Here is an 18,851-nt window from a genome sequence, read left to right on the forward strand (position 1 = left end):
GTTTCAAAAACTTCGTAAGTCTGTTGCATTAGTCCCAAAGATTAGCTGGGTAAACACCGTTGGCAATCAATTCTGAAATTGATTTTTGTACGATAGGCTTGTCTTCTTTATAAGTTACGCCAAACCATTTTGAGCCGGTTGGGATAACTTTAAATTTAGCAGTATTGGTCTTGATCAACTTATCGGCAACCAGTGGAATAAAGAATTCTGCTTTTGGATTATCCTGATTAGCCTCAACAAACTCGCGGAACATCGGCTCGCTTTGTGCAAAAACTGCCGGTGTGAAACCCCAGAAATTCATAGATACACGGGTATCTGTTGTTAACGGATGCTCGCCGGTTGTGTCTTTATAGGCTACGCTTCCGTCTTCTTTAAAGTAAACTTCAGTACGTTCATTAACTTCGGTCATATAACCACCGGCGTTGACCTCGCAAACACCGCGGGATACGGAACCGTGATCAGATAAAGTACGGTCGATCTGATAACCAATCAGCGAGTAGTTATCATCAGAAACCTCGGTAGTTAAAAACTTAACCATTTTCTCGAATGAATCGTAACCATAATAGTCATCAGCATTGATAACGCAAAATGGCTCGTTGATTTGGTTGCGTGCAGCTAACACCGCGTGAGCAGTGCCCCATGGTTTAGCGCGCTCAATTTCTTTATCAATACCAAATTGTTTCAAATCGAAGCTTTGATAAACGTAATCGGTTTCTATACGGCCTTTTAATTTCGGCTCAAAAATAGCTTTAAAAGGCTCGGCAAACTCTTCGCGGATGATAAAGCTAACTTTACCAAAACCGGCTTTGATGGCATCATAGATCGAATAATCAATGATGGTTTCATTGTTTGGTCCAAAGCCGTCAATTTGCTTCATGCTGCCGTAACGGCTGGCCATCCCTGCGGCCAATATTAATAATGTTGGTTTCATAATTTTTGTTGGGCTTTGAGGCCCGATATGTCAAACGTTAATAAGGTTATAATGTTTATTTGATGTATTTAAAGTCCTGTCCGTCTTTAATGTTTAATAACGATTCATAGATCAGGCGGATCACGTTGTCACAATCCTCTTTATGAACCATCTCGACAGTAGTGTGCATATAACGCAGACATAAAGATATTAATGCAGATGGCACACCGTCATTTGAATATGCAAACGCATCCGTATCTGTACCGGTAGAGCGTGATGATGCCTGGCGCTGGAACGGGATGCCTTCTTTTTCTGCAGTTTCGATCAATAGTTTGTTCAGGTTGTTTTGTACAGCAGGTGCATATGATACCACCGGACCGCGACCACAAGCCAAATCGCCCTGGGTTATCTTGCTGATCATCGGTGTTTGGGTATCGTGCGTAACGTCAGTAACAATGGCTACATTTGGTTTGATGCGATGTGCAATCATTTCGGCGCCACGCAGGCCAATTTCTTCCTGCACCGCATTTACGATATATAAGCCAAAAGGCAATTTCTTTTTATTTTCTTTAAGCAGACGCGCAACCTCGGCAATCATGAAACCGCCTACGCGGTTGTCTAAAGCACGACCAACGTAGTAGCGGTCGTTCAAGATCATGAACTCATCCTCGTAAGTAATTACGCAACCAACATGGATACCTAATTTCTCAACCTCGTCTTTTGAGGTCGCTCCGCAATCCAAAAAGATGTTTTTTAACGATGGCGCTTCTTCTTTTTCGCCACCTAAACGGGTGTGGATTGCCGGCCAGCCAAATACTGCTTTAACTACGCCGCCATTTTCGGTATGGATGTTAACGCGTTTTGATGGCGCTATCTGGTGATCAGAACCACCATTACGGATAACATAGATCAGGCCATCATTGGTAATGTAATTTACAAACCAGGAGATTTCGTCCGCGTGAGCTTCAATAACCACTTTATATTCGGCTTTTGGGTTGATGATAGCTACAGCAGTGCCATAGTTATCTACATAATGGTCATCAACATAAGGTTTAATATAATCCAGCCATAACTCCTGGCCTTTCCACTCAAAACCGGTAGGCGAGGCGTTGTTAATATATTTTTCGAGAAACTGAAGGGATTTGTCTGTTACTATTGCAACGTGCTCTTTTTTATCTGATTTTTTCTTAGACATAGCGTTGTTCCGGGCCTCTTAAAGCCACCGCTGCAAATATAACAAAGCGTTTGTAAGGTAAAAGAAAAAAGCAGAAAGCTAACCAGATAGCCTTTACATACGGATGATTTTCTCCATGATCTCGTAGCTCAAACCATTTTTGGAGAACAGTTTTCCGGTGCGTTCAAAACCAAACTGCAAATAAAACCCAATAGCCGGCACACGGGCATTGCACCAAATGCGCTGCGCACCCTCGGCAATAGCAAAATTCATGATATAATTAAGCAAAGCTGTACCTACACCGGTACCTTGCGCCTGAGCCACCACCGCAAATTTCCTGAATTGAAAATCAGTACCATCCTGGAATAAGGAGACTACACCCGCTAATTGATTATCCCTGAAAGCTCCAAAATGATAGCCGTCTTTATCCTCGTCCATCTCCATTTGGGATAGCTCAGAATTAGGATATAGTACCTCCCGGCGCAGGCGCCAGGTTAGTTCGGGGCGGATTTGTTCTATTTGAAGCATAAAGTGTAAAGCAAAAGGCAGAAAGCTAAAAGCAGTCTTGGTTTAATGAATTAATATTAGCTTTCAGCTTTGGTCTTTCAGCTTTAAGCTTACAACGGTATATTCCCATGTTTCTTCCTCGGATTATTCACCACTTTATTCTCCAGCATCTTAAAAGCATGGATCAGCTTTAATCGTGTCTCTGACGGTTCAATCACCTCATCAATAAAACCGCGCTCGGCAGCACGGTAAGGGTTGGCAAAAGTGTCAGAATATAATTGTTCCTTCTCTTTCCATTTAGCTTCCGGGTCTTCAGACTGGCTGATCTCTCTCTTAAAAATGATTTCTGCAGCGCCTTTGGCACCCATCACGGCAATCTCGGCAGATGGCCAGGCAAAGTTCATATCGGCGCCAATGTGTTTGGAGTTCATCACGTCATAAGCGCCACCGTAAGCTTTACGGGTAATCACCGTTATGCGCGGAACCGTAGCCTCGCAAAAAGCATAAAGCAGTTTAGCGCCATTGGTAATGATGGCGTTCCATTCCTGGTCGGTGCCCGGTAAAAAGCCCGGTACATCCTCAATAACCAGCAAGGGGATATTAAAACTATCACAAAAACGGACGAAACGTGCGGCTTTGGTTGATGCATGCCTGTCTAACACTCCCGCTAAAAATGCCGGTTGGTTAGCCACAATGCCAATGCTGCGACCGGCTAATCGGGCGAAGCCTACTACAATGTTCTCGGCGAAATCTTTATGTACCTCTAAGAAGGAGTCGGTATCTATTAAATGTGTAATTACCTCACGGGCATCATAGGGTTGCTGCGCACTTTGCGGCAAAATGTCATTTAGTTCGGGGCGCAGCTCGTCTGTAGGCTCATAAGGCAGGGCAGGGGCTTTATCCTCGCAATTCTGCGGCATATAGCTTAGTAGCTTTTTTACATGCTGGATGGCATCTATCTCATTGGCACAGGCAAAATGTGTCACGCCCGATTTACTGGCATGCGTATTGGCCCCGCCCAATTCTTCAGACGTTACTATTTCATGAGTAACGGTCTTCACTACGTTGGGGCCGGTTACAAACATATACGAGGTATGCTCCACCATCAAAATAAAATCGGTAATAGCCGGTGAGTACACTGCACCACCCGCGCAGGGGCCCATAATAGCCGAGATTTGCGGCACAACGCCTGATGCCATGGTGTTACGATAAAAGATATCGGCATAACCACCTAGTGATACTACACCCTCCTGGATGCGTGCACCTCCAGAATCATTCAAACCCACTACCGGCGCACCATTCTTCAGCGCCAGCTCCATGATCTTACAGATCTTTTCGGCATGGGTTTCAGACAATGATCCGCCAAAAATGGTAAAGTCCTGAGAGTAGACATACACCAACCGGCCGTTGATGGTGCCATAGCCGGTAACCACACCATCGCCCAGGTATTTCTCAGTCTGCATGCCAAAATCGGTCGACCGGTGAGTGACCATCATGCCTATTTCCTGGAAAGAGCCCTCATCCATCAAAAAGTGCAAACGCTCGCGCGCTGTCAATTTCCCTTTTTTATGCTGACTTTCAATCCGGGTTTCACCGCCGCCGGCCAAAGCCTTTTCGCGTTTATCTTTGAGCGTTTTTATTTTATTATCCACAGTCGTAGTTCTGGTGTAAGTGATAAAATTAACAAATAATTGCACAATCGGTGTTGCCTGCAGGCAGTCGATATTTTTATAACTTAGCTGCCGCAACAAAAGCTATGTTAAAACGCTCAAAAGCCGATCGCACCTTAAAGCAAAATCTCATGCTGGCTTCGTCAACCGCTATGGTGTCGGGCATGACCAATGTGGTAGGGTTGATGGCTTTCCTGGCTTTCAGTTCAAATATCACGGGTCATGTAGCCAATCTGTCTAAGCATATTGTCGAGCAGAATTTTAACCAGATACTATTGTTCCTGATATGGCTTTTCATGTTTTTCGCAGGGGCATTCCTGTCAAACTTTATCGTCAAATCTCTCGAGGATAAAAGTTATTACCGCGCGCATTCTATACCTGTTATCATTGAAATTGTAGTGTTGCTATTTGTGGCGATATACGGCAATAATTTCTATCGGGAAACCCAGCGCGAGCGCGAGGTGGTTATAGCGGTGTTGTTGTTCTCTATGGGTTTGCAGAACAGCCTGGTGTCTATAATATCCGGTGGATTGATCAAATCATCGCACCTTACCGGGTTGTTTACAGACCTGGGCGGCGAGGTTGCCGAATGGATCCATCCCAAAACAGAGAAAACCGAAGTTGTGCGTAATAAGATATTTATTCGCCTTACGGTGTTGAGTTTTTATATTTTGGGTGGGATTATTGGCGGATACTTCTTTAATTTGTACGAGTTTGCGATTTTCTATTGCGTACCGCTGATCTTATTGACTATACTTTACTACGATGTGTCTGAACTGGCCCTGCATAAGTTGACACGCCGGTTTGTAAGTGATAAAAATTGATCAACCATCTACACCAAAACTAAAATAATAATGCCTACAAAATCATTGCACGATACCCACCACATAACTTACGAGACGCTGTTAGCGGGTAATCAGAAATTTATCGAAAAGTCGCTTGCGCTTGATCCTGAATATTTTGAGAAACTGGCGAACGGCCAAAACCCGCCGGTTTTATGGATAGGCTGCGCGGATAGCCGCGTGCCGGCCAACCAGATCACCAACACTCAACCAGGCGAGATCTTTGTGCACCGTAACATAGCCAACATGGTTATCCATACAGATATGAATATGCTGTCGGTGTTGGATTATGCCGTTAATGTATTGCAGGTTAGGCATGTTATAGTGACTGGCCACTACGGTTGCGGGGGCGTAATTGCCGCCATGAGTAATAAAGAATATGGCCTGATTGATAACTGGCTGCGCCATATCAAAGATGTGTACCGTATCCACGCCGAAGAACTGACAGCTATTGAAGACGAACAAAAACGTGTTGACCGCCTTGTCGAGCTAAACGTGGTCGAGAACGTTTACAATCTTTGTAAAACCTCCATCGTGCAGAATGCCTGGGCCAAGGGGCAATCGCTTTCGGTACATGGCTGGGTATATAGTATTAAAACTGGTATCATCACTGATATGAAGGTAAGTACGCAGGATAACGAGAAGATGGAAAAGGTGTTTAGGTTCCAGCAATAGAGAGGCAGGAATCAAGAGCCAAGAATCAAGATTTTAATTGTTTAATATGAAGAAGCCAGCGATCAATTGATCGCTGGCTTCTTTGCTTTTAGTCTTGATTCTTGATTCTTGTCTCTTGATTCTACAATCTACAATTCCTTCTGCAAGAACGAATACCTGTAATCCTTCGGCGGATCAAAGGTTTCTTTGATGGTTCGTGGAGATACCCAACGCAACAGGTTGATCATTGAACCGGCCTTGTCATTAGTGCCAGATCCACGTGCGCCGCCAAATGGCTGCTGACCAACTACCGCCCCCGTAGGTTTGTCGTTGATGTAGAAGTTACCCGCGGCATTGCGCAGTTCTTTAGTTGCTTTGGCAATGATGTAACGATCCTGGGCAATGATGCTGCCGGTTAGGGCGTAGATCGAGGTATTGTCTACAATCTTCAAGATCTCATCAAACTGGTCGTCTTCATAAACATAAATGGTTAATACCGGGCCAAATAGCTCTGTACACATGGTTACGTAGTATGGGTCGTTTACTTTAATAACCGTTGGCTCAATGAACCAGCCTTTACTCTTATCGTAGTTGCCGCCGGCTACCAGCTCAACTTCTGAGTTAGCTTTCGCCTCGTCAATGTATTTAGCCAGTTTATCGAACGATGCTTCGGTGATTACCGCGTTTACAAAGTTCTCGAAGTCTTCGGTTGGTCCTATCTTAATGGTGCCCAGATCACGGATTACGTTCTCTTTTACCTTAGGCCATAACGAGGCCGGGATGTAAGCTCTTGAAGCAGCCGAACATTTCTGTCCCTGGTATTCAAAAGCGCCACGCACTAAAGCTGTGCTAACCACATCGGCATTCGCGCTGCTGTGAGCAAGTACAAAGTCTTTCCCGCCGGTTTCGCCAACTATGCGTGGGTATGTTTTATATTTATGAATGTTGGTGCCAATAGTTTGCCAGATGGTCTGGAACACCGGGGTTGAGCCGGTAAAGTGGATACCTGCAAAGTCAGGGTGGTTAAAGATCACGTCGCCGGCAACTGGTCCGTCAACATAGATCAGGTTGATCACACCCGGCGGCAAGCCTGCTTCCAGGAATACCTGCATCAATACGTTAGCGGCGTAAATTTGCGGGTAAGCCGGTTTCCAGACTACCACGTTACCCATCATAGCGGCCGATGCCGGCAGGTTGCCCGCAATAGCCGTAAAGTTAAACGGTGTAAGTGCGAACACGAAGCCTTCCAACGGGCGTTGCTCCACGCGGTTCCAAACACCTTTGGGGGTTGGTACAGGTGGCTGCTGCGCGTAGATCTCAGTCATGTAATGCACGTTAAAACGCAGGAAGTCTATCAGCTCACAAGCCGCGTCAATCTCGGCCTGGTAGGCATTCTTTGATTGGCCCAGCATGGTTGCTGCGTTGATCTTAGCACGGTACGGACCTGCAAACAAATCGGCAGCTTTTAAGAATATAGCAGCGCGTTGCTCCCATGGGGTGTTCTCCCATTCGGCTTTGGCAGCCAGGGCAGCGTCTATCGCTTCTTCAACGGTGCTTTTGTCACCCTCGAAGAAGTTAGCCAGTAAGTGTTTATGGTCATGCGGCGGGCGTATCTCCAACCGCTTACCGGCAAACACCTGCTTGTCGCCAATGTACATCGGTATATCAATTTTGTAAGCGCGGGCTTCTTCTAAAGCCTGTTTCAGCGCGGCACGCTCCAAACTGTGCGGGCCGTAGTTTAACACCGGCTCGTTCTGTGGTGCAGGGACGTTAAAAAATCCTTTTAGCATAATGGTATCAGTTATTTGTGTAAAGTTACAATTAATGTGCAAATGTGCAGATATGCGGACGTGCAAATGATGTTTTGATGACGGGAGGTGGAATGTGCAGATGTGCAAATATGCGGATGTGCAAATGATGCATCCTCAAAGTTCCCCTCTTGAGAGGGGGCGCGTAAGGCTATGCGCCGGGAGGGGGTGTGTAAAAGCGTCGACCAAGTGCGATTACCTTCTCACGGGAGGGGCAGAGAGGGGTTTAGCCAAGCGATAGGCCTAATCTCTAAACTCAAATCACTAATCTCTACAATGGCGTTGCCTGCGGCCCGGGCTTTCCGCTCATACTGCGCAGGCCTTAGCCACAGGGCCGGTATCCGCTTCACTCCCTAACGCGGTCTGCGCACTGTTTTGTTTCACGTGTGTATGCAACGGATGAAACAACTGAAACAGTACTTTTAATTAACTATTTGATAATTAGTTAATTGATAAAACAGGTGAAACAGAATGAAACACTATTTATGACTAATAGGTCTTTTTTTGTTTCATGATTCATAATGGGCACGAGTACACTACCGCTCAATCCTGCGCTGCATACTCGCGCCAGCGAGGGGAAAACATTTTAATCATTGCGATTAGACATTAATTCGCTCAGCAAAGCCTCCCACTGCTTAGGCTCTTCCAAATCTTTTTTATTTGCGATTCCCAATATATTACCTGTATCCTTACCTGTAATGATTGCTTGTCCTTCATTTATAGTAATATCGCAATCAGTCTCTTTTACAACTAACGCATCTTTATTCTTGGAAAAAAAAGAAAACCTTATCGCATTGTCCACAAACAAAAGTTCCTTGATTCGGGTTTTATTCCTACGATAAATGCGCCGGGAACAATAAAAATCAAAAGCTGAAACGAGAAATACGATTATATCGATAATCAAGCTATTAAAAATGAATAAGCAGAACATTGCTCCTATCGTCATCACTGAAAGTATCGGTATTATTACCTTTTCATTGTTCTTGGCGTCAAATTTATATGTCATTAGTTTGTGTCTGTGATTTTTTATTGTGGTTTGTGTTCTAGCCTCTGGCCGGTGTTATCACCCTAACAGTTGCACGTAGTAATTGATGCATCACGTCTTCAAAGTCTTCTGCTTATTCCTCAACATAATCATGGCCTTATCGGCTCTTACTTTGCGGGTTTCTTCCTGTTTGGCAGAGCCAACCCAATCGCAATAACCTTGTTTGTAAGATTTGGATAGGCTTTCAAAAAACGCTGTGGCTTCTGCGTCCTGGTCCAGCAGCACCTGTAATTCTACCGGAGTGCCTGCTATGTGTTCTCCTTTTTTAAGCATATTTTATGGTGTTTATGTCAAGCAGTCTTTTCGCGCATCTTTTTGATCTCTTCATCCAAAACATCCAGCTGTTCTCTGTTAAAACCGGTTTTTTCGTCGGCTATCAAGGTCACCCGGTTGTTGAAATAATCATTATAGATCATTAAGCGCATGGTAGAGGTGAAGTTTCTTTTTGCAAACTTTTCATAGGCGTACTCAGCAGTTTTTATCTGCACAGTCATTGTTTTCAATTGGCCAAAAAAGTTGAGATATTCATAGGTGAATATGCCATCGTCTTTGGTTAACATAACCCTTACCGCATTTTTAATACTGAGAACAATCACCGCATTTGACAGTAGGAGATATGCGTAAATAATAGCATTATCCGCATCTTTTACCTGCTTGAGCAACAACCACATTAATAAAGCTATGGTATTGAATAAAATAAGCAAACCCCAGGTAGATGACCGTTTGCCAATTGGTTTAAGCTCAAATGTGTCGACGGATTCCATTGCTGCTATTTTTCTTTGTTATTTCTCGCCCCGTATCTTTTTGATCTCCGACACCAAAGCATCTAACTGTCCTTCGGTAAACCCACGTTTATCCGTTGCCTTAATATCTATTTTATTTTTGAAGTAGTTGTTATACATCAATAAACGCATGGTGCGGCTTGACTTGCTGGTGTAAGTTTTATACTCGTAATAGGCTGTTGGCACATCAATGATCTTGGATTTTTCCTGGCCGAAAAAGTTGACGTAATCGTATTGTAGGGTACCGGTTGCTTTTATCAAAGTTATTTTGACAGCGCTGTCGGCAATGAAAACAAGCAGAACGGTAAATCCTAGCGTTATGATGGCAGTAGCCATCCAGGTAGCATGCCCACTATGACGCAGCGGGACGTAGTGTATTGCCGCTGACATCGCCCAGACAAATAGCATCAGCTTCAAGTTGTCATTCACGGACATAGGCTCGCCATTTGGCGTAATCTCTATAATATTATCAGTTGCCATTCAGGATAAGGTGTTGTGTTTATTCCATTATTTTTCCAACCACGAAAAGTCGCACTCCAAAGCATCCCGGTCCCATTTTCCGGTATTAGCAGCGGCTATGTACGTGCTTTCTAAAAACTCAGTTAATGTTTTCTCAGGGTCAGCCGCATTGTGCACATCTTCATATTTTAAAAAGAACTCGCCCATATCGGTGCTGTAAAACGCCTCGGTGGGTTTGACGGGCTGCTGGCCAAAGTCGGCAGGCGTAGGGTAGCAATAAGCATAAAACGCCGGGTGCGGAAACTGCTCGCTGCCGGGCCAGAAACCCGCGCTGCTTACCTCGTGCGAGTAAGCTTCCTGCATCACTGCGTCAGGCATATTGGGTGCCCCGCCGGGATGTAGCGGCGCTTTTCTGCCCGAAAAACGGGTAACCGCCAAATCAAACGCTCCCCAAAAAAAATGTACCGGGCTGCACTTGCCGCTAAACTTAGCTCTGAAATAGGTGAACACGCCATCAATATGCAGCAAAGCTTTATGGAACAGCTCTATTTGCTGCTTGTCGTAACTTTTATGTATCTCATCCTCTGCAAAAGGGATAGCCGGATCAAGCTCATTAGGTTTGGCGTAAATCTCCACCTCAATATCCAGCAGCGCCATTTTTTCAAACAGCTCTTTATAAAAGCTAGCCACCGTACGCGGATACAGATCAAGCGACTGACTGCCACCGCTGCTGCAAGTAATTAGCAATTGGTGAGCTATAAAATCAAAATCAAGCTGGAAACTCCGGTCGCCATAAGGGATGTTACGTGTGGTCAATCCCCGCGGCGAAACGTATAGCGTTACATGCCATGAATGATTCAACCAGGGCATCGTTTTTAAACGGATCTTGCCAACTATCTGCGTCCACAATTGCACGGTGGCAACGGTGTCTTTGAGTTGGGTATAATCAAGTTTCGGCCAGTTGTTTTTCATGATGTATCAAAAATTGTCATTGCGAGCGAAGCGCGGCAATCGCAAGGAGGACAGTAACGCGTGCGATTGCTTCGTCGTTCCTCCTCGCAATGACAGGGTTGTTATCTAATTCGTCTGTTTCCCCAACATGGCGGTCCTGATCAATCTAACCGGGGCGTTACCATAGCTCAGGAATTTCTCGTTAAATTCTTTCAGGCGGTATTTATCACCCATCTTAATTTTATAGGCATCGCGCAGGTCCATGATTTCTTTATAACCATCAAAATAACTATCCAACTGTACGCTGCTTACGCTCACTCTAACCCATTTGCCTTCGGCTTCTGCCTGTTGTTGGAAAGCTTCGTGCGTTAACAGTTTAATGGCCTGCTCTTTGGTCATGTTGTTAGCGTGCACATCATAATCCAAAAGGGTATTGCAAACCGAACGCAGGTGCCATTTATACCACATCAGCTTCATCTCTGGCGAATCTTCGTAGCCATTGTCCAGCATCATCTGTTCGCCGTAAACTGCCCAGCCTTCAACCATCGCACCGCTGCCAAAAATTGATTTAATTAAACTTGGTGATTTGTTAGCGTAGATCAACTGAACATAATGACCCGGGATAGCTTCATGGATGCACAGAATCTGCAGCGTGTAATTATTGTATTCGCGCAGGTAGCTTTCCGCTTTCTCTGGCGATAGACCTTTAAGGCTGATGATATTAAAATAAGAATTACCGTTTTTGTCATACGGTCCCGGCGGACTCATTGACGCTACTGCGGCATTGCCAAAATAAGCCGGTGATTTTCTAACCTCCAGCGGTTTACTCGGATCGAGTGTTAACAGATCCTTTGCTCTGACAAAGTTAGACAATATTGGTAATTGCTTTTCGATGGTCGATTGCAGATCGGCAGCGGTGGTGTGTTTGGCAGATAGTGTGTCCAACACGTCAGCAATCATATCCAATGAATCTGACGGTATCGCTTTTTTGCCAAAATATTTTGGCCACAGCTGGCGGCTCAGTTTAGCCATGTCGCGGTGGATCTGCTTTTTGCGCTCGTTGGCCATGTTAAACAGTTGCTGGGCACCGTAAACCGTTTGCATTTCGTATTTGAATTTATCTTCGTACAGTTGCTTGCCTAACCTGAAACTGCGTGGCTTGTCGTTTTTAATAGTTTGCAGAAAAGTAATATAAGTTCGTACGCTTTGCGCGGCTAGCTTTGCCCTGTCTGTCATTAATTTCTGTTCGGCAGCTGGGATATTGCTTTTCTTGAGCGAGTCGGCAAAGTCTTTTTCCAGGATGTTTGCACCACCTGTTTGCTGTTGTATGGCCAGCGTAACTAACTCGGGTACCGGGTTTTTAATCTGCTTTTGTGCTTCTTTATAATAAGCCGGTATGTTGGCCATTTTTTGGTAGAAATTACGCAGACGCTTTGGCAGCGGCGCATAATGCTCATTCAATATGGTAGCAAATGCCCCAAAAGGATTATAACGGGTTGGGTTCCACTGGTAATCTTTTAAAACAGAGAGCTGCCAATCTATATATTCCATTTGGTTTTGCATCAGCTGGTAGTCCATACGATTAAGGTCCGTCAGGTCACCTGCCTGATAGCGCGCCAGGGAATCCTTTTGCACCTTGGTAAAGTTTTCCATAGCGTCGCGGCTCTTATCATCAGGCACAACTAACAAGCTGTCGTATTTATGATAACCCACAGTTGTTGCCCAGTCGGGGTTCAGTTTCCAGAGTTCTTCCAGGAAATGATTTTCGTAAAGAGCAAAAGCATCATTGCCTTTGGTACGCATTGGCCCCTGTTGATCTTTTTGACATCCCAGGAAAAACAACGTAGCAAAAATTAAAAGCGATAAATAACGGTTCATTCAGAAAAATATTTGTTGGATAAACTTAGAACATTTAAGCCAAAAAAGCTATTATTTAACAATAAAACAAAGCGTAACATGATGAGTACCGAACATAAAATTATAGTTGATGAGTTAGTTAAACTGTTGCGCGGTGGCAGTGCGCATATTGGTTTAAAAGATGCATTGAAAGGTTTGCCTGCAGATGCACGTGGCGAGAAACCCGAAAAATTGCCTTATAGCATATGGCAACTGGTTGAGCATATACGTATTGCGCAGTGGGATATGGTGCAGTTTAGCTTGAGTGCCGATCATAAATCGCCTAAATGGCCGGATGATTATTGGGTAAAAGAGGCAGGGCCGGCTGACGATGCTACCTGGAAAAAATCATTAAAACAGATTGATGACGATCTGGCGCAATTTATTGAACTGCTTGAAAAAGCTGATATTTATAAAAAGCTACCATACGGCGATGGGCAAACCATTTTACGCGAGGCTTTGCAGATAGCAGACCATACATCGTACCATATCAGCGAGATTATTGTGCTGCGCCGATTACAGGGAAATTATAAATCGAGCTAAATTATTTAAGGCCCTTTACAAAGTCGACAATGGCAGTTACTAACTCCGGCTTCAACGGCAGTTCGGGTTGATTGTAAGTAGCCAGGTTCTTTTCTTTGTCGACAGGTGCATCTCTGAATACGTAGTTCATGCCGCGTAGTACGGTGTAAGTGGCGCTGGATTTAGATCTTTTTAATTTATCGCCGTCAATTACGGGGATCTGCAGATCTGATGTACCCTGGATAATTAAAATAGGTTTTTTGACGTTTCTGATCTCGTCTGTAGGGTCGAATCTTATCCAACTGATCAAATAGTTTTGGATGTTTGGCCTGATATATTGATATAAAGAAATATCAACTTTCTTTTGCACGCTGCCAACCCGTAACGAGTCCATGATTTTATTAAATCCGTCTGATATATAAGCCGCCTGCGATTTCATTTGCTCTTTCAAATATACGTCGGCATGGCGGCCAACGCCATCAATAGAAATGTAGGCGTTGCTGGCATCCTCCGTATCGGCAGCAGCTAGCATACCCACCAGCGCACCTTCAGCATGCCCTAAAACAATAATTTTTGAAAAGCGCTTGTCTTCTTTCAATGAGTTTATTACACCGATGGCGTCATCAACATAATCGTCAAAACGCAGGTTGTCTTCCTTATCGCCACCGGCATGGCTCTGGCCAACCATACGTTTGTCATAACGAAAAGATGCTATTCCCCCTTTTGCCAAATCCCCTGCCAGTAACTTATAAGCATTACTACTGATTCTTAATTTTTCGCTGTTACCGTTGCGGTCAATAGGGCCGGTGCCTGATATTATTAATACAACCGGCACCTTCCCGCTAACACCATCGGGGATTGTCAAAGTACCCGATAAAGAGGCCGACAAAGTTTTTACAGCAAATGGCGTTTCAGTAGATGACGGATTTGCCTGGCCTTGTGCTTGCGCAAAAAGTCCCGAAATAAGAAAAACAGCTAATACAAAACAACAAATCCTGTTCATTTTATGGGGTATGAATGGTAGAAACATTAACGGCGAAAATTAATAAAAATTGGCCGAATAAAAGTCTTATAAACATATAGCCAATAAGTAATAACAACTTTTATCAAAAATATGCGTAAAAAACTCCTGTAATTAGGCTATTAATGAGCATATTTATGGTCTGTTTATTAACTGATATTTTTTACTGATTCTATTTTAATGAGGTTTTTAAAAGGGTGCTTACTACTAGCGTTCTTATTAGGTGCGTATAACCCTATGTATGCACAAAATAATACGTCGGGCATTCACGGCAAGGTTTTTGGCGATAAGCACCTTGCCGCTGAAGCTGCTAACGTAATTTTGCTTGCCGCCGACTCAGCCATCATTAAATCAGCTCCCTGTGATGCCGCCGGCGAATTTAGTTTTAACACCAAACCCGGTAAATATCTGTTACTGATAACCAAAATTGGTTATGATCAATCGCTTACCGGCCCTTACCAGGTAATACAGGGCCAGAACCTGCAAATTGATGATCTTACCCTGACCCTTCATATCCCCGTACTTAAAGAAGTATCTATTACTGCACAACGATCGTACATAGAAGTAAAACCCGATAGGGTTACGTTGAACGTGCAAAATAGCATTATAGCCGATGGCAACTCTGTTTTTGAGATCTTGTCGCAATCGCCCGGTGTACATGCCGATAGCAAGGGTTCCATTAGCCTGATAGGCCACAGCAACGCTTTGGTGATGCTTAATGGGAAACCGATACACTTAACCGGCCAGGATTTGGTTGACTACCTTTCAAGCCTGCCCGGCAATACTGTAAAACAAATCGAATTAATTACCAGCCCATCGGCTAAATATGATGCGGCTGGCGCCGGAGTTATTAATATTATCTCCAGAAAAGGAACCGCCACCGGAACCAATTTCTCTGTATCAGGCAATGCGGGTTATGGTAAGTTTGGCAAAGCGGGCGGCAGTGTTGCATTTAACAGCCAGCACGACAAGTTGAATATTTTTGGTAACTACAGTTACATTTATAACAAAACCGACCACGTTTTTTCAGTCGATCGTATGATCGATTTTAACAACGTAAAGAGCGACTATGACGTAAATTATAATACCAATTACCAGGGCCCCAGGCAGACGTATACACTGGGCGCAGATTTTGCTATCTCAAAGAGACATACTATAGGCGTGTTTTTAAGTGGTACCCTGACAGATAATGAATATACTAAAAACAATCATCTTGCAATAAGTAATAACGGCGTACTTGACTCTACCATCTTAACCAAATCTAATTTGAGTCGTGGAATTCATAATTATGGTTATGATCTGAACTACACCGGCAAGCTCGACACTACCGGTAAGGTATTAACAGCCGATGTAGCATTCGGTAATGTTGGCAGACACTCGTCAGAATATATTAATAATTATTTCTATAACTCGGCTAACGGGGTTTATCGCCCTGATCTTAAATTACAAAACCTGTCGCCTTCAACCGCCAATATTTGGTCGGCAAAGGTTGATTATGTAAATCCGCTATCAAAAACAGCTCGTTTAGAGGCAGGTGCAAAGTACAGCATGGTGCAAACTAATAACCAACTGATTTTTGGCCCGCAAGAAGATGGCATTTATACAAGTGATCCTAATTTTAGCAGCTCTTTTAAATATCGCGAGAATGTGAATTCAGGCTATATAAACTATATTGGGAAAGCCGGCGACTTTGGTATCACCGCAGGTTTGCGTGTTGAACAAACCAACACCATGGGCAATGGTAATTCAATCACTATGGTGAGCAATGTAGCCAAACACTACCTGGATTGGTTTCCGCAGATAGAGCTAAGTTATCGCATTGATCAAAAACAAAGTCTTGATCTGAGCTTTAACAGGGGTGTTGACAGGCCGTCGTTCCAGGCAGTTAATCCGTTCTTATACTACACAGATCTTTATGATTACAACAAAGGTAACCCCATGCTGCTGCCGCAATATAACAATCGTGCAGCGCTGTCATACACTTACGATAAGTATATCACCACGTTGTATACCAGCGTAACTACCAACTTTTTCAACTTTGTAGATTATATCCAGAATGATAGCTCGAAAGTAAGCCAGTCAATCACACAGAATTTTGGTAAGTATTCTGTCTATGGTTTAAAGTTTAATGTCCCGGCGACATTTACCAACTGGTGGGATGCCAATTTTAACCTGGATGCTTCTTATCAGCGCATTCAGGCTTATCCAAAACACGGAACGCTGGACAAAGGCACGCAACTTTTTAGTTTTTTCAGTACCCAGCACTTTAAATTGTCGGAGACTTTATCGGCAGAAGTTGCCGGCGATTATGAATCGCCTACATTTTATGGCATCGGCATGTTTAAATCCGACTATTGGGTTAGGGCCGGAATTGCTAAACGGGTGCTAAATAATAACGGAAGAATAAGCCTGGATGTGTCGGATATATTTGATACCCATCGCGATCAGAGCGTCGTAAATTATCAAAATCTTGACATGAACATTTATAATAAAAGCGAAACCCGCGTATTCAGATTAAGCTTTACTTATCGTTTTGGAAACGTTTCTTTAAAAACTGCCGCCAGGCGCAAAACAGGTAACGAAGATGAGCAAAGGCGCGTCACAAACTCGGGCGACTAACCCCCGTGGCCGCTTAGCATGCTGAAGAAAATAATAGCCAGCACCAGCAGGGTAATGCCGGTGTATAAATAATCGCCCTCGGCCGCAAAGCCAATTGCCGAACACACTACTCTGATAATTGGCGTAGCAATTAATAATATAATACCACACTGAATTATAGCTCGCCCCCGTAACGCTATCACGCTTTTTAGGATCTCGCTTAAGTGGACGAAGGCAGGCACCCCATTAAAATCATGGTAGTTGGCAACGTCATGGCCATGACGGAATAGGTAGATAACTGCACCAAAAATACAAATGCCCACAGACAAGAAAACGCCTGTGCGCAACACCCAGCCAATGGTAGTCTGTATATCGGTATCTTTTAGCTTACTCATTATATTTTGTGCAATATCCCGTTATAGATCATTTGTATAGCTACTATGCTGACGATGACAGCAAAAGTCACCCGCATCCAGTTAGACGAGTTGCTGCCTACCAATATTTTTGACCCGGTAAGTGCGCCGAACAATACACCAATAACCACCGGCATAGATAACCCGGGGTCAATGTATCCGCGCTGTAAATAAACCACGGCGCTTGCTGCCGCCGTAACACCAATCATGAAGTTGCTGGTAGCAGTAGATACCTTAAAAGGGATACGCATAATACCATCCATAGCAACAACTTTTAACGCGCCCGAGCCTATACCCAGCAAGCCGGATATCACGCCGGCAAACAGCATCATGCCAAAACCGCCCGCTACGTTGGTAACGCCATATTCGACCGGGCCATTGGCTGTGGGATAATTGCTGTAGAGTTTCAGCCTTGCAGCCAGGTAACTTTTATGCTGGATGATGACTTCGCTTTTTTTTACGATAGACATTAAAGCCGACGAAATCAATATCACTCCAAATAATATAGCAATATAATGAGTAGGGATATAGATAGCTAGTATTGCACCGAGCATAGCCCCGGCGGTAGTAGCTATCTCCAAAAACATACCCAGGCGCATGTTGGTAATGCCCTCTTTTACATAAGCCGCCGCCGCGCCCGATGAGGTTGCAATAACCGATACCAGCGATGCGCCAATAGCATAATGGATATCAATATGAAGAATGAGTGTAAAAAGAGGAATGATAATAAAGCCGCCGCCCAAACCGGTGAGCGAGCCGAGTAAGCCCGCCAAATACGACCCGATTAATATAATAATAGTAAGCTCAATAACCGACATGCTGCGCTCCGAACGTTTGGCGGCTAAATGTAATAATAACTTCTTTTAAGCCGCTACTTTAATGTTTATCTATGGGCTTGGTGGGGATTGTGAAACACTAATGATCGTTAAGCTTTGATGAAACCTCATCCTTTAAAGGCTGTAGATGCTTTTTAATTATAGCCCAAACCATTTCATCATTAATGCTATCGTAAGAATGTACTAATATATTTCTGAATCCTATTATGCTTGAATGATAACTTATGAGTTCGTTCCCATCTATTTCTTTGATTTTTTTAATTGCCTCGCCAATTATTGCAAGCTGCCTTTCTACGGCGCTTTTAGTTTTGCGGTCAACCTGGTATTGAGAGAATAGATTTATGTCGCCAAGAAATTCATCAATTAGTGAAATTGCAAAGATAATGTCATCGTAATACTTCTTCTTTCGATCCATCATAAAGTAATCGCTTAGTATTATTTATACTCTCTAAAAGATAAGGATTTCTTAAAGAAGAAGATGTCAATAGATCTACTTTTCTATTGCTGTAGAGCTCTAATTCATTCCATAGAGAAAGTAATAGTTCACCCCTAATCAATGGGTCCGGTTCGTTTATTTCAACCAAAACATCCAAATCACTTTTATCTGTAAAATTTCCGTTTACAGCCGAGCCAAAAATGTACAGTTCTTTAACTTTATGCGATTTGCATATCGCAATAAAGTTTTTTGAATATAGATCTGCACGGTTCATTATATTATAAAGTTAGTTAAAATAAATATTTTACAAGCCCTTTCAATTCATTA

General features: G+C 43.7%; 20 protein-coding genes. 4 read left to right on the top strand and 16 right to left on the bottom strand.

The window, feature by feature from the left end; all coding sequences use genetic code 11:
- Positions 1-28 precede the first annotated feature (28 nt).
- The 4 genes from HB679_RS07500 to HB679_RS07515 form a co-directional block, all read right to left on the bottom strand.
- Positions 29-931: a sugar phosphate nucleotidyltransferase gene (locus tag HB679_RS07500; protein WP_214071345.1), complete on the bottom strand. Its 903-nt coding sequence runs from the start codon at positions 929-931 to the stop codon at positions 29-31.
- Between the two features lie 55 nt (positions 932-986).
- On the bottom strand, positions 987-2,105 hold the full coding sequence (locus HB679_RS07505; protein ID WP_214071346.1) for a M42 family metallopeptidase: 1,119 nt from the start codon (positions 2,103-2,105) through the stop codon (positions 987-989).
- Between the two features lie 93 nt (positions 2,106-2,198).
- A complete protein-coding gene (locus HB679_RS07510; RefSeq protein WP_214071347.1) occupies positions 2,199-2,612 on the bottom strand; it encodes a GNAT family N-acetyltransferase in 414 nt (137 codons plus the stop codon).
- A gap of 89 nt (positions 2,613-2,701) precedes the next feature.
- Entirely contained in the window at positions 2,702-4,243 is a 1,542-nt protein-coding gene (locus tag HB679_RS07515) for an acyl-CoA carboxylase subunit beta (RefSeq protein ID WP_214071348.1), read from the bottom strand.
- Positions 4,244-4,347: 104 nt separating this feature from the next.
- Between HB679_RS07515 and HB679_RS07520 the strand changes: the two genes are divergently transcribed.
- A complete protein-coding gene (locus tag HB679_RS07520) occupies positions 4,348-5,085 on the top strand; it encodes a YoaK family protein (protein ID WP_214071349.1) in 738 nt (245 codons plus the stop codon).
- Between the two features lie 30 nt (positions 5,086-5,115).
- Positions 5,116-5,778, top strand: a complete 663-nt coding sequence (gene can / locus HB679_RS07525) for a carbonate dehydratase (RefSeq protein WP_214071350.1) — start codon at positions 5,116-5,118, stop codon at positions 5,776-5,778.
- Between the two features lie 128 nt (positions 5,779-5,906).
- On the opposite strand, the gene pruA is transcribed toward can, so the two are convergent.
- From pruA to HB679_RS07560, 7 genes are all read right to left on the bottom strand, one after another.
- A complete protein-coding gene (pruA, locus tag HB679_RS07530; RefSeq protein ID WP_214071351.1) occupies positions 5,907-7,547 on the bottom strand; it encodes an L-glutamate gamma-semialdehyde dehydrogenase in 1,641 nt (546 codons plus the stop codon).
- 604 nt (positions 7,548-8,151) lie between these two features.
- Positions 8,152-8,571, bottom strand: a complete 420-nt coding sequence (locus HB679_RS07535; RefSeq protein ID WP_214071352.1) for a hypothetical protein — start codon at positions 8,569-8,571, stop codon at positions 8,152-8,154.
- Between the two features lie 90 nt (positions 8,572-8,661).
- Complete coding sequence (locus tag HB679_RS07540) at positions 8,662-8,883, bottom strand: YdeI/OmpD-associated family protein (protein WP_214071353.1); 222 nt, start codon at positions 8,881-8,883, stop codon at positions 8,662-8,664.
- Between the two features lie 17 nt (positions 8,884-8,900).
- Positions 8,901-9,374, bottom strand: a complete 474-nt coding sequence (locus HB679_RS07545; protein WP_214071354.1) for a hypothetical protein — start codon at positions 9,372-9,374, stop codon at positions 8,901-8,903.
- An 18-nt stretch (positions 9,375-9,392) separates the two neighbouring features.
- Positions 9,393-9,872 (bottom strand): hypothetical protein, encoded by a 480-nt coding sequence (locus HB679_RS07550; RefSeq protein WP_214071355.1) that lies wholly within the window; start codon positions 9,870-9,872, stop codon positions 9,393-9,395.
- Positions 9,873-9,899: 27 nt separating this feature from the next.
- Positions 9,900-10,823 (bottom strand): DUF5996 family protein, encoded by a 924-nt coding sequence (locus HB679_RS07555; RefSeq protein WP_214071356.1) that lies wholly within the window; start codon positions 10,821-10,823, stop codon positions 9,900-9,902.
- A 105-nt stretch (positions 10,824-10,928) separates the two neighbouring features.
- Positions 10,929-12,680, bottom strand: coding sequence for a DUF885 domain-containing protein (locus HB679_RS07560; protein ID WP_214071357.1), 1,752 nt, complete (start codon positions 12,678-12,680; stop codon positions 10,929-10,931).
- Positions 12,681-12,758: 78 nt separating this feature from the next.
- Between HB679_RS07560 and HB679_RS07565 the strand changes: the two genes are divergently transcribed.
- The gene (locus HB679_RS07565) at positions 12,759-13,241 is read left to right on the top strand and encodes a DinB family protein (RefSeq protein WP_255547559.1); all 483 of its coding nucleotides are present in this window, start codon (positions 12,759-12,761) and stop codon (positions 13,239-13,241) included.
- A 1-nt stretch (position 13,242) separates the two neighbouring features.
- Here the strand turns inward: HB679_RS07565 and HB679_RS07570 are convergent, their stop codons facing one another.
- The gene (locus HB679_RS07570) at positions 13,243-14,223 is read right to left on the bottom strand and encodes an alpha/beta hydrolase (protein ID WP_214071358.1); all 981 of its coding nucleotides are present in this window, start codon (positions 14,221-14,223) and stop codon (positions 13,243-13,245) included.
- A gap of 255 nt (positions 14,224-14,478) precedes the next feature.
- Between HB679_RS07570 and HB679_RS07575 the strand changes: the two genes are divergently transcribed.
- The gene (locus HB679_RS07575) at positions 14,479-16,860 is read left to right on the top strand and encodes an outer membrane beta-barrel protein (protein ID WP_214071359.1); all 2,382 of its coding nucleotides are present in this window, start codon (positions 14,479-14,481) and stop codon (positions 16,858-16,860) included.
- Here the strand turns inward: HB679_RS07575 and HB679_RS07580 are convergent.
- The 4 genes from HB679_RS07580 to HB679_RS07595 all read right to left on the bottom strand — a co-directional run bounded on the left by HB679_RS07580 (position 16,857) and on the right by HB679_RS07595 (position 18,798).
- Positions 16,857-17,234: a DUF1634 domain-containing protein gene (locus HB679_RS07580; protein WP_214071360.1), complete on the bottom strand. Its 378-nt coding sequence runs from the start codon at positions 17,232-17,234 to the stop codon at positions 16,857-16,859. The two genes, HB679_RS07575 and HB679_RS07580, sit on opposite strands and share 4 nt — an antisense overlap.
- Positions 17,234-18,070: a sulfite exporter TauE/SafE family protein gene (locus tag HB679_RS07585; protein ID WP_214071361.1), complete on the bottom strand. Its 837-nt coding sequence runs from the start codon at positions 18,068-18,070 to the stop codon at positions 17,234-17,236. Before HB679_RS07585 ends, HB679_RS07580 begins: the two co-directional genes overlap by 1 nt.
- A 97-nt stretch (positions 18,071-18,167) precedes the next feature.
- The gene (locus HB679_RS07590; protein ID WP_214071362.1) at positions 18,168-18,506 is read right to left on the bottom strand and encodes a HepT-like ribonuclease domain-containing protein; all 339 of its coding nucleotides are present in this window, start codon (positions 18,504-18,506) and stop codon (positions 18,168-18,170) included.
- Complete coding sequence (locus HB679_RS07595; protein WP_214071363.1) at positions 18,475-18,798, bottom strand: nucleotidyltransferase domain-containing protein; 324 nt, start codon at positions 18,796-18,798, stop codon at positions 18,475-18,477. Before HB679_RS07595 ends, HB679_RS07590 begins: the two co-directional genes overlap by 32 nt.
- Positions 18,799-18,851 lie beyond the last annotated feature (53 nt).

Source organism: Mucilaginibacter sp. dw_454 (assembly GCF_018449775.1).
Classification (GTDB): Bacteria; Bacteroidota; Bacteroidia; order Sphingobacteriales; family Sphingobacteriaceae; genus Mucilaginibacter.

Coding starts and splice junctions, on each gene's coding strand:
- HB679_RS07540 (WP_214071353.1), bottom strand. CDS start 8,883: ATGCTTAAAAAAGGAGAACACATAGCAGGCACTCCGGTAGAATTACAG.
- HB679_RS07520 (WP_214071349.1), top strand. CDS start 4,348: ATGTTAAAACGCTCAAAAGCCGATCGCACCTTAAAGCAAAATCTCATG.
- HB679_RS07570 (WP_214071358.1), bottom strand. CDS start 14,223: ATGAACAGGATTTGTTGTTTTGTATTAGCTGTTTTTCTTATTTCGGGA.
- HB679_RS07510 (WP_214071347.1), bottom strand. CDS start 2,612: ATGCTTCAAATAGAACAAATCCGCCCCGAACTAACCTGGCGCCTGCGC.
- can (WP_214071350.1), top strand. CDS start 5,116: ATGCCTACAAAATCATTGCACGATACCCACCACATAACTTACGAGACG.
- HB679_RS07585 (WP_214071361.1), bottom strand. CDS start 18,070: ATGTCGGTTATTGAGCTTACTATTATTATATTAATCGGGTCGTATTTG.
- HB679_RS07550 (WP_214071355.1), bottom strand. CDS start 9,872: ATGGCAACTGATAATATTATAGAGATTACGCCAAATGGCGAGCCTATG.
- pruA (WP_214071351.1), bottom strand. CDS start 7,547: ATGCTAAAAGGATTTTTTAACGTCCCTGCACCACAGAACGAGCCGGTG.
- HB679_RS07590 (WP_214071362.1), bottom strand. CDS start 18,506: ATGATGGATCGAAAGAAGAAGTATTACGATGACATTATCTTTGCAATT.
- HB679_RS07545 (WP_214071354.1), bottom strand. CDS start 9,374: ATGGAATCCGTCGACACATTTGAGCTTAAACCAATTGGCAAACGGTCA.
- HB679_RS07575 (WP_214071359.1), top strand. CDS start 14,479: ATGTATGCACAAAATAATACGTCGGGCATTCACGGCAAGGTTTTTGGC.
- HB679_RS07560 (WP_214071357.1), bottom strand. CDS start 12,680: ATGAACCGTTATTTATCGCTTTTAATTTTTGCTACGTTGTTTTTCCTG.
- HB679_RS07580 (WP_214071360.1), bottom strand. CDS start 17,234: ATGAGTAAGCTAAAAGATACCGATATACAGACTACCATTGGCTGGGTG.
- HB679_RS07505 (WP_214071346.1), bottom strand. CDS start 2,105: ATGTCTAAGAAAAAATCAGATAAAAAAGAGCACGTTGCAATAGTAACA.
- HB679_RS07500 (WP_214071345.1), bottom strand. CDS start 931: ATGAAACCAACATTATTAATATTGGCCGCAGGGATGGCCAGCCGTTAC.
- HB679_RS07595 (WP_214071363.1), bottom strand. CDS start 18,798: ATGAACCGTGCAGATCTATATTCAAAAAACTTTATTGCGATATGCAAA.
- HB679_RS07565 (WP_255547559.1), top strand. CDS start 12,759: ATGATGAGTACCGAACATAAAATTATAGTTGATGAGTTAGTTAAACTG.
- HB679_RS07535 (WP_214071352.1), bottom strand. CDS start 8,571: ATGACATATAAATTTGACGCCAAGAACAATGAAAAGGTAATAATACCG.
- HB679_RS07555 (WP_214071356.1), bottom strand. CDS start 10,823: ATGAAAAACAACTGGCCGAAACTTGATTATACCCAACTCAAAGACACC.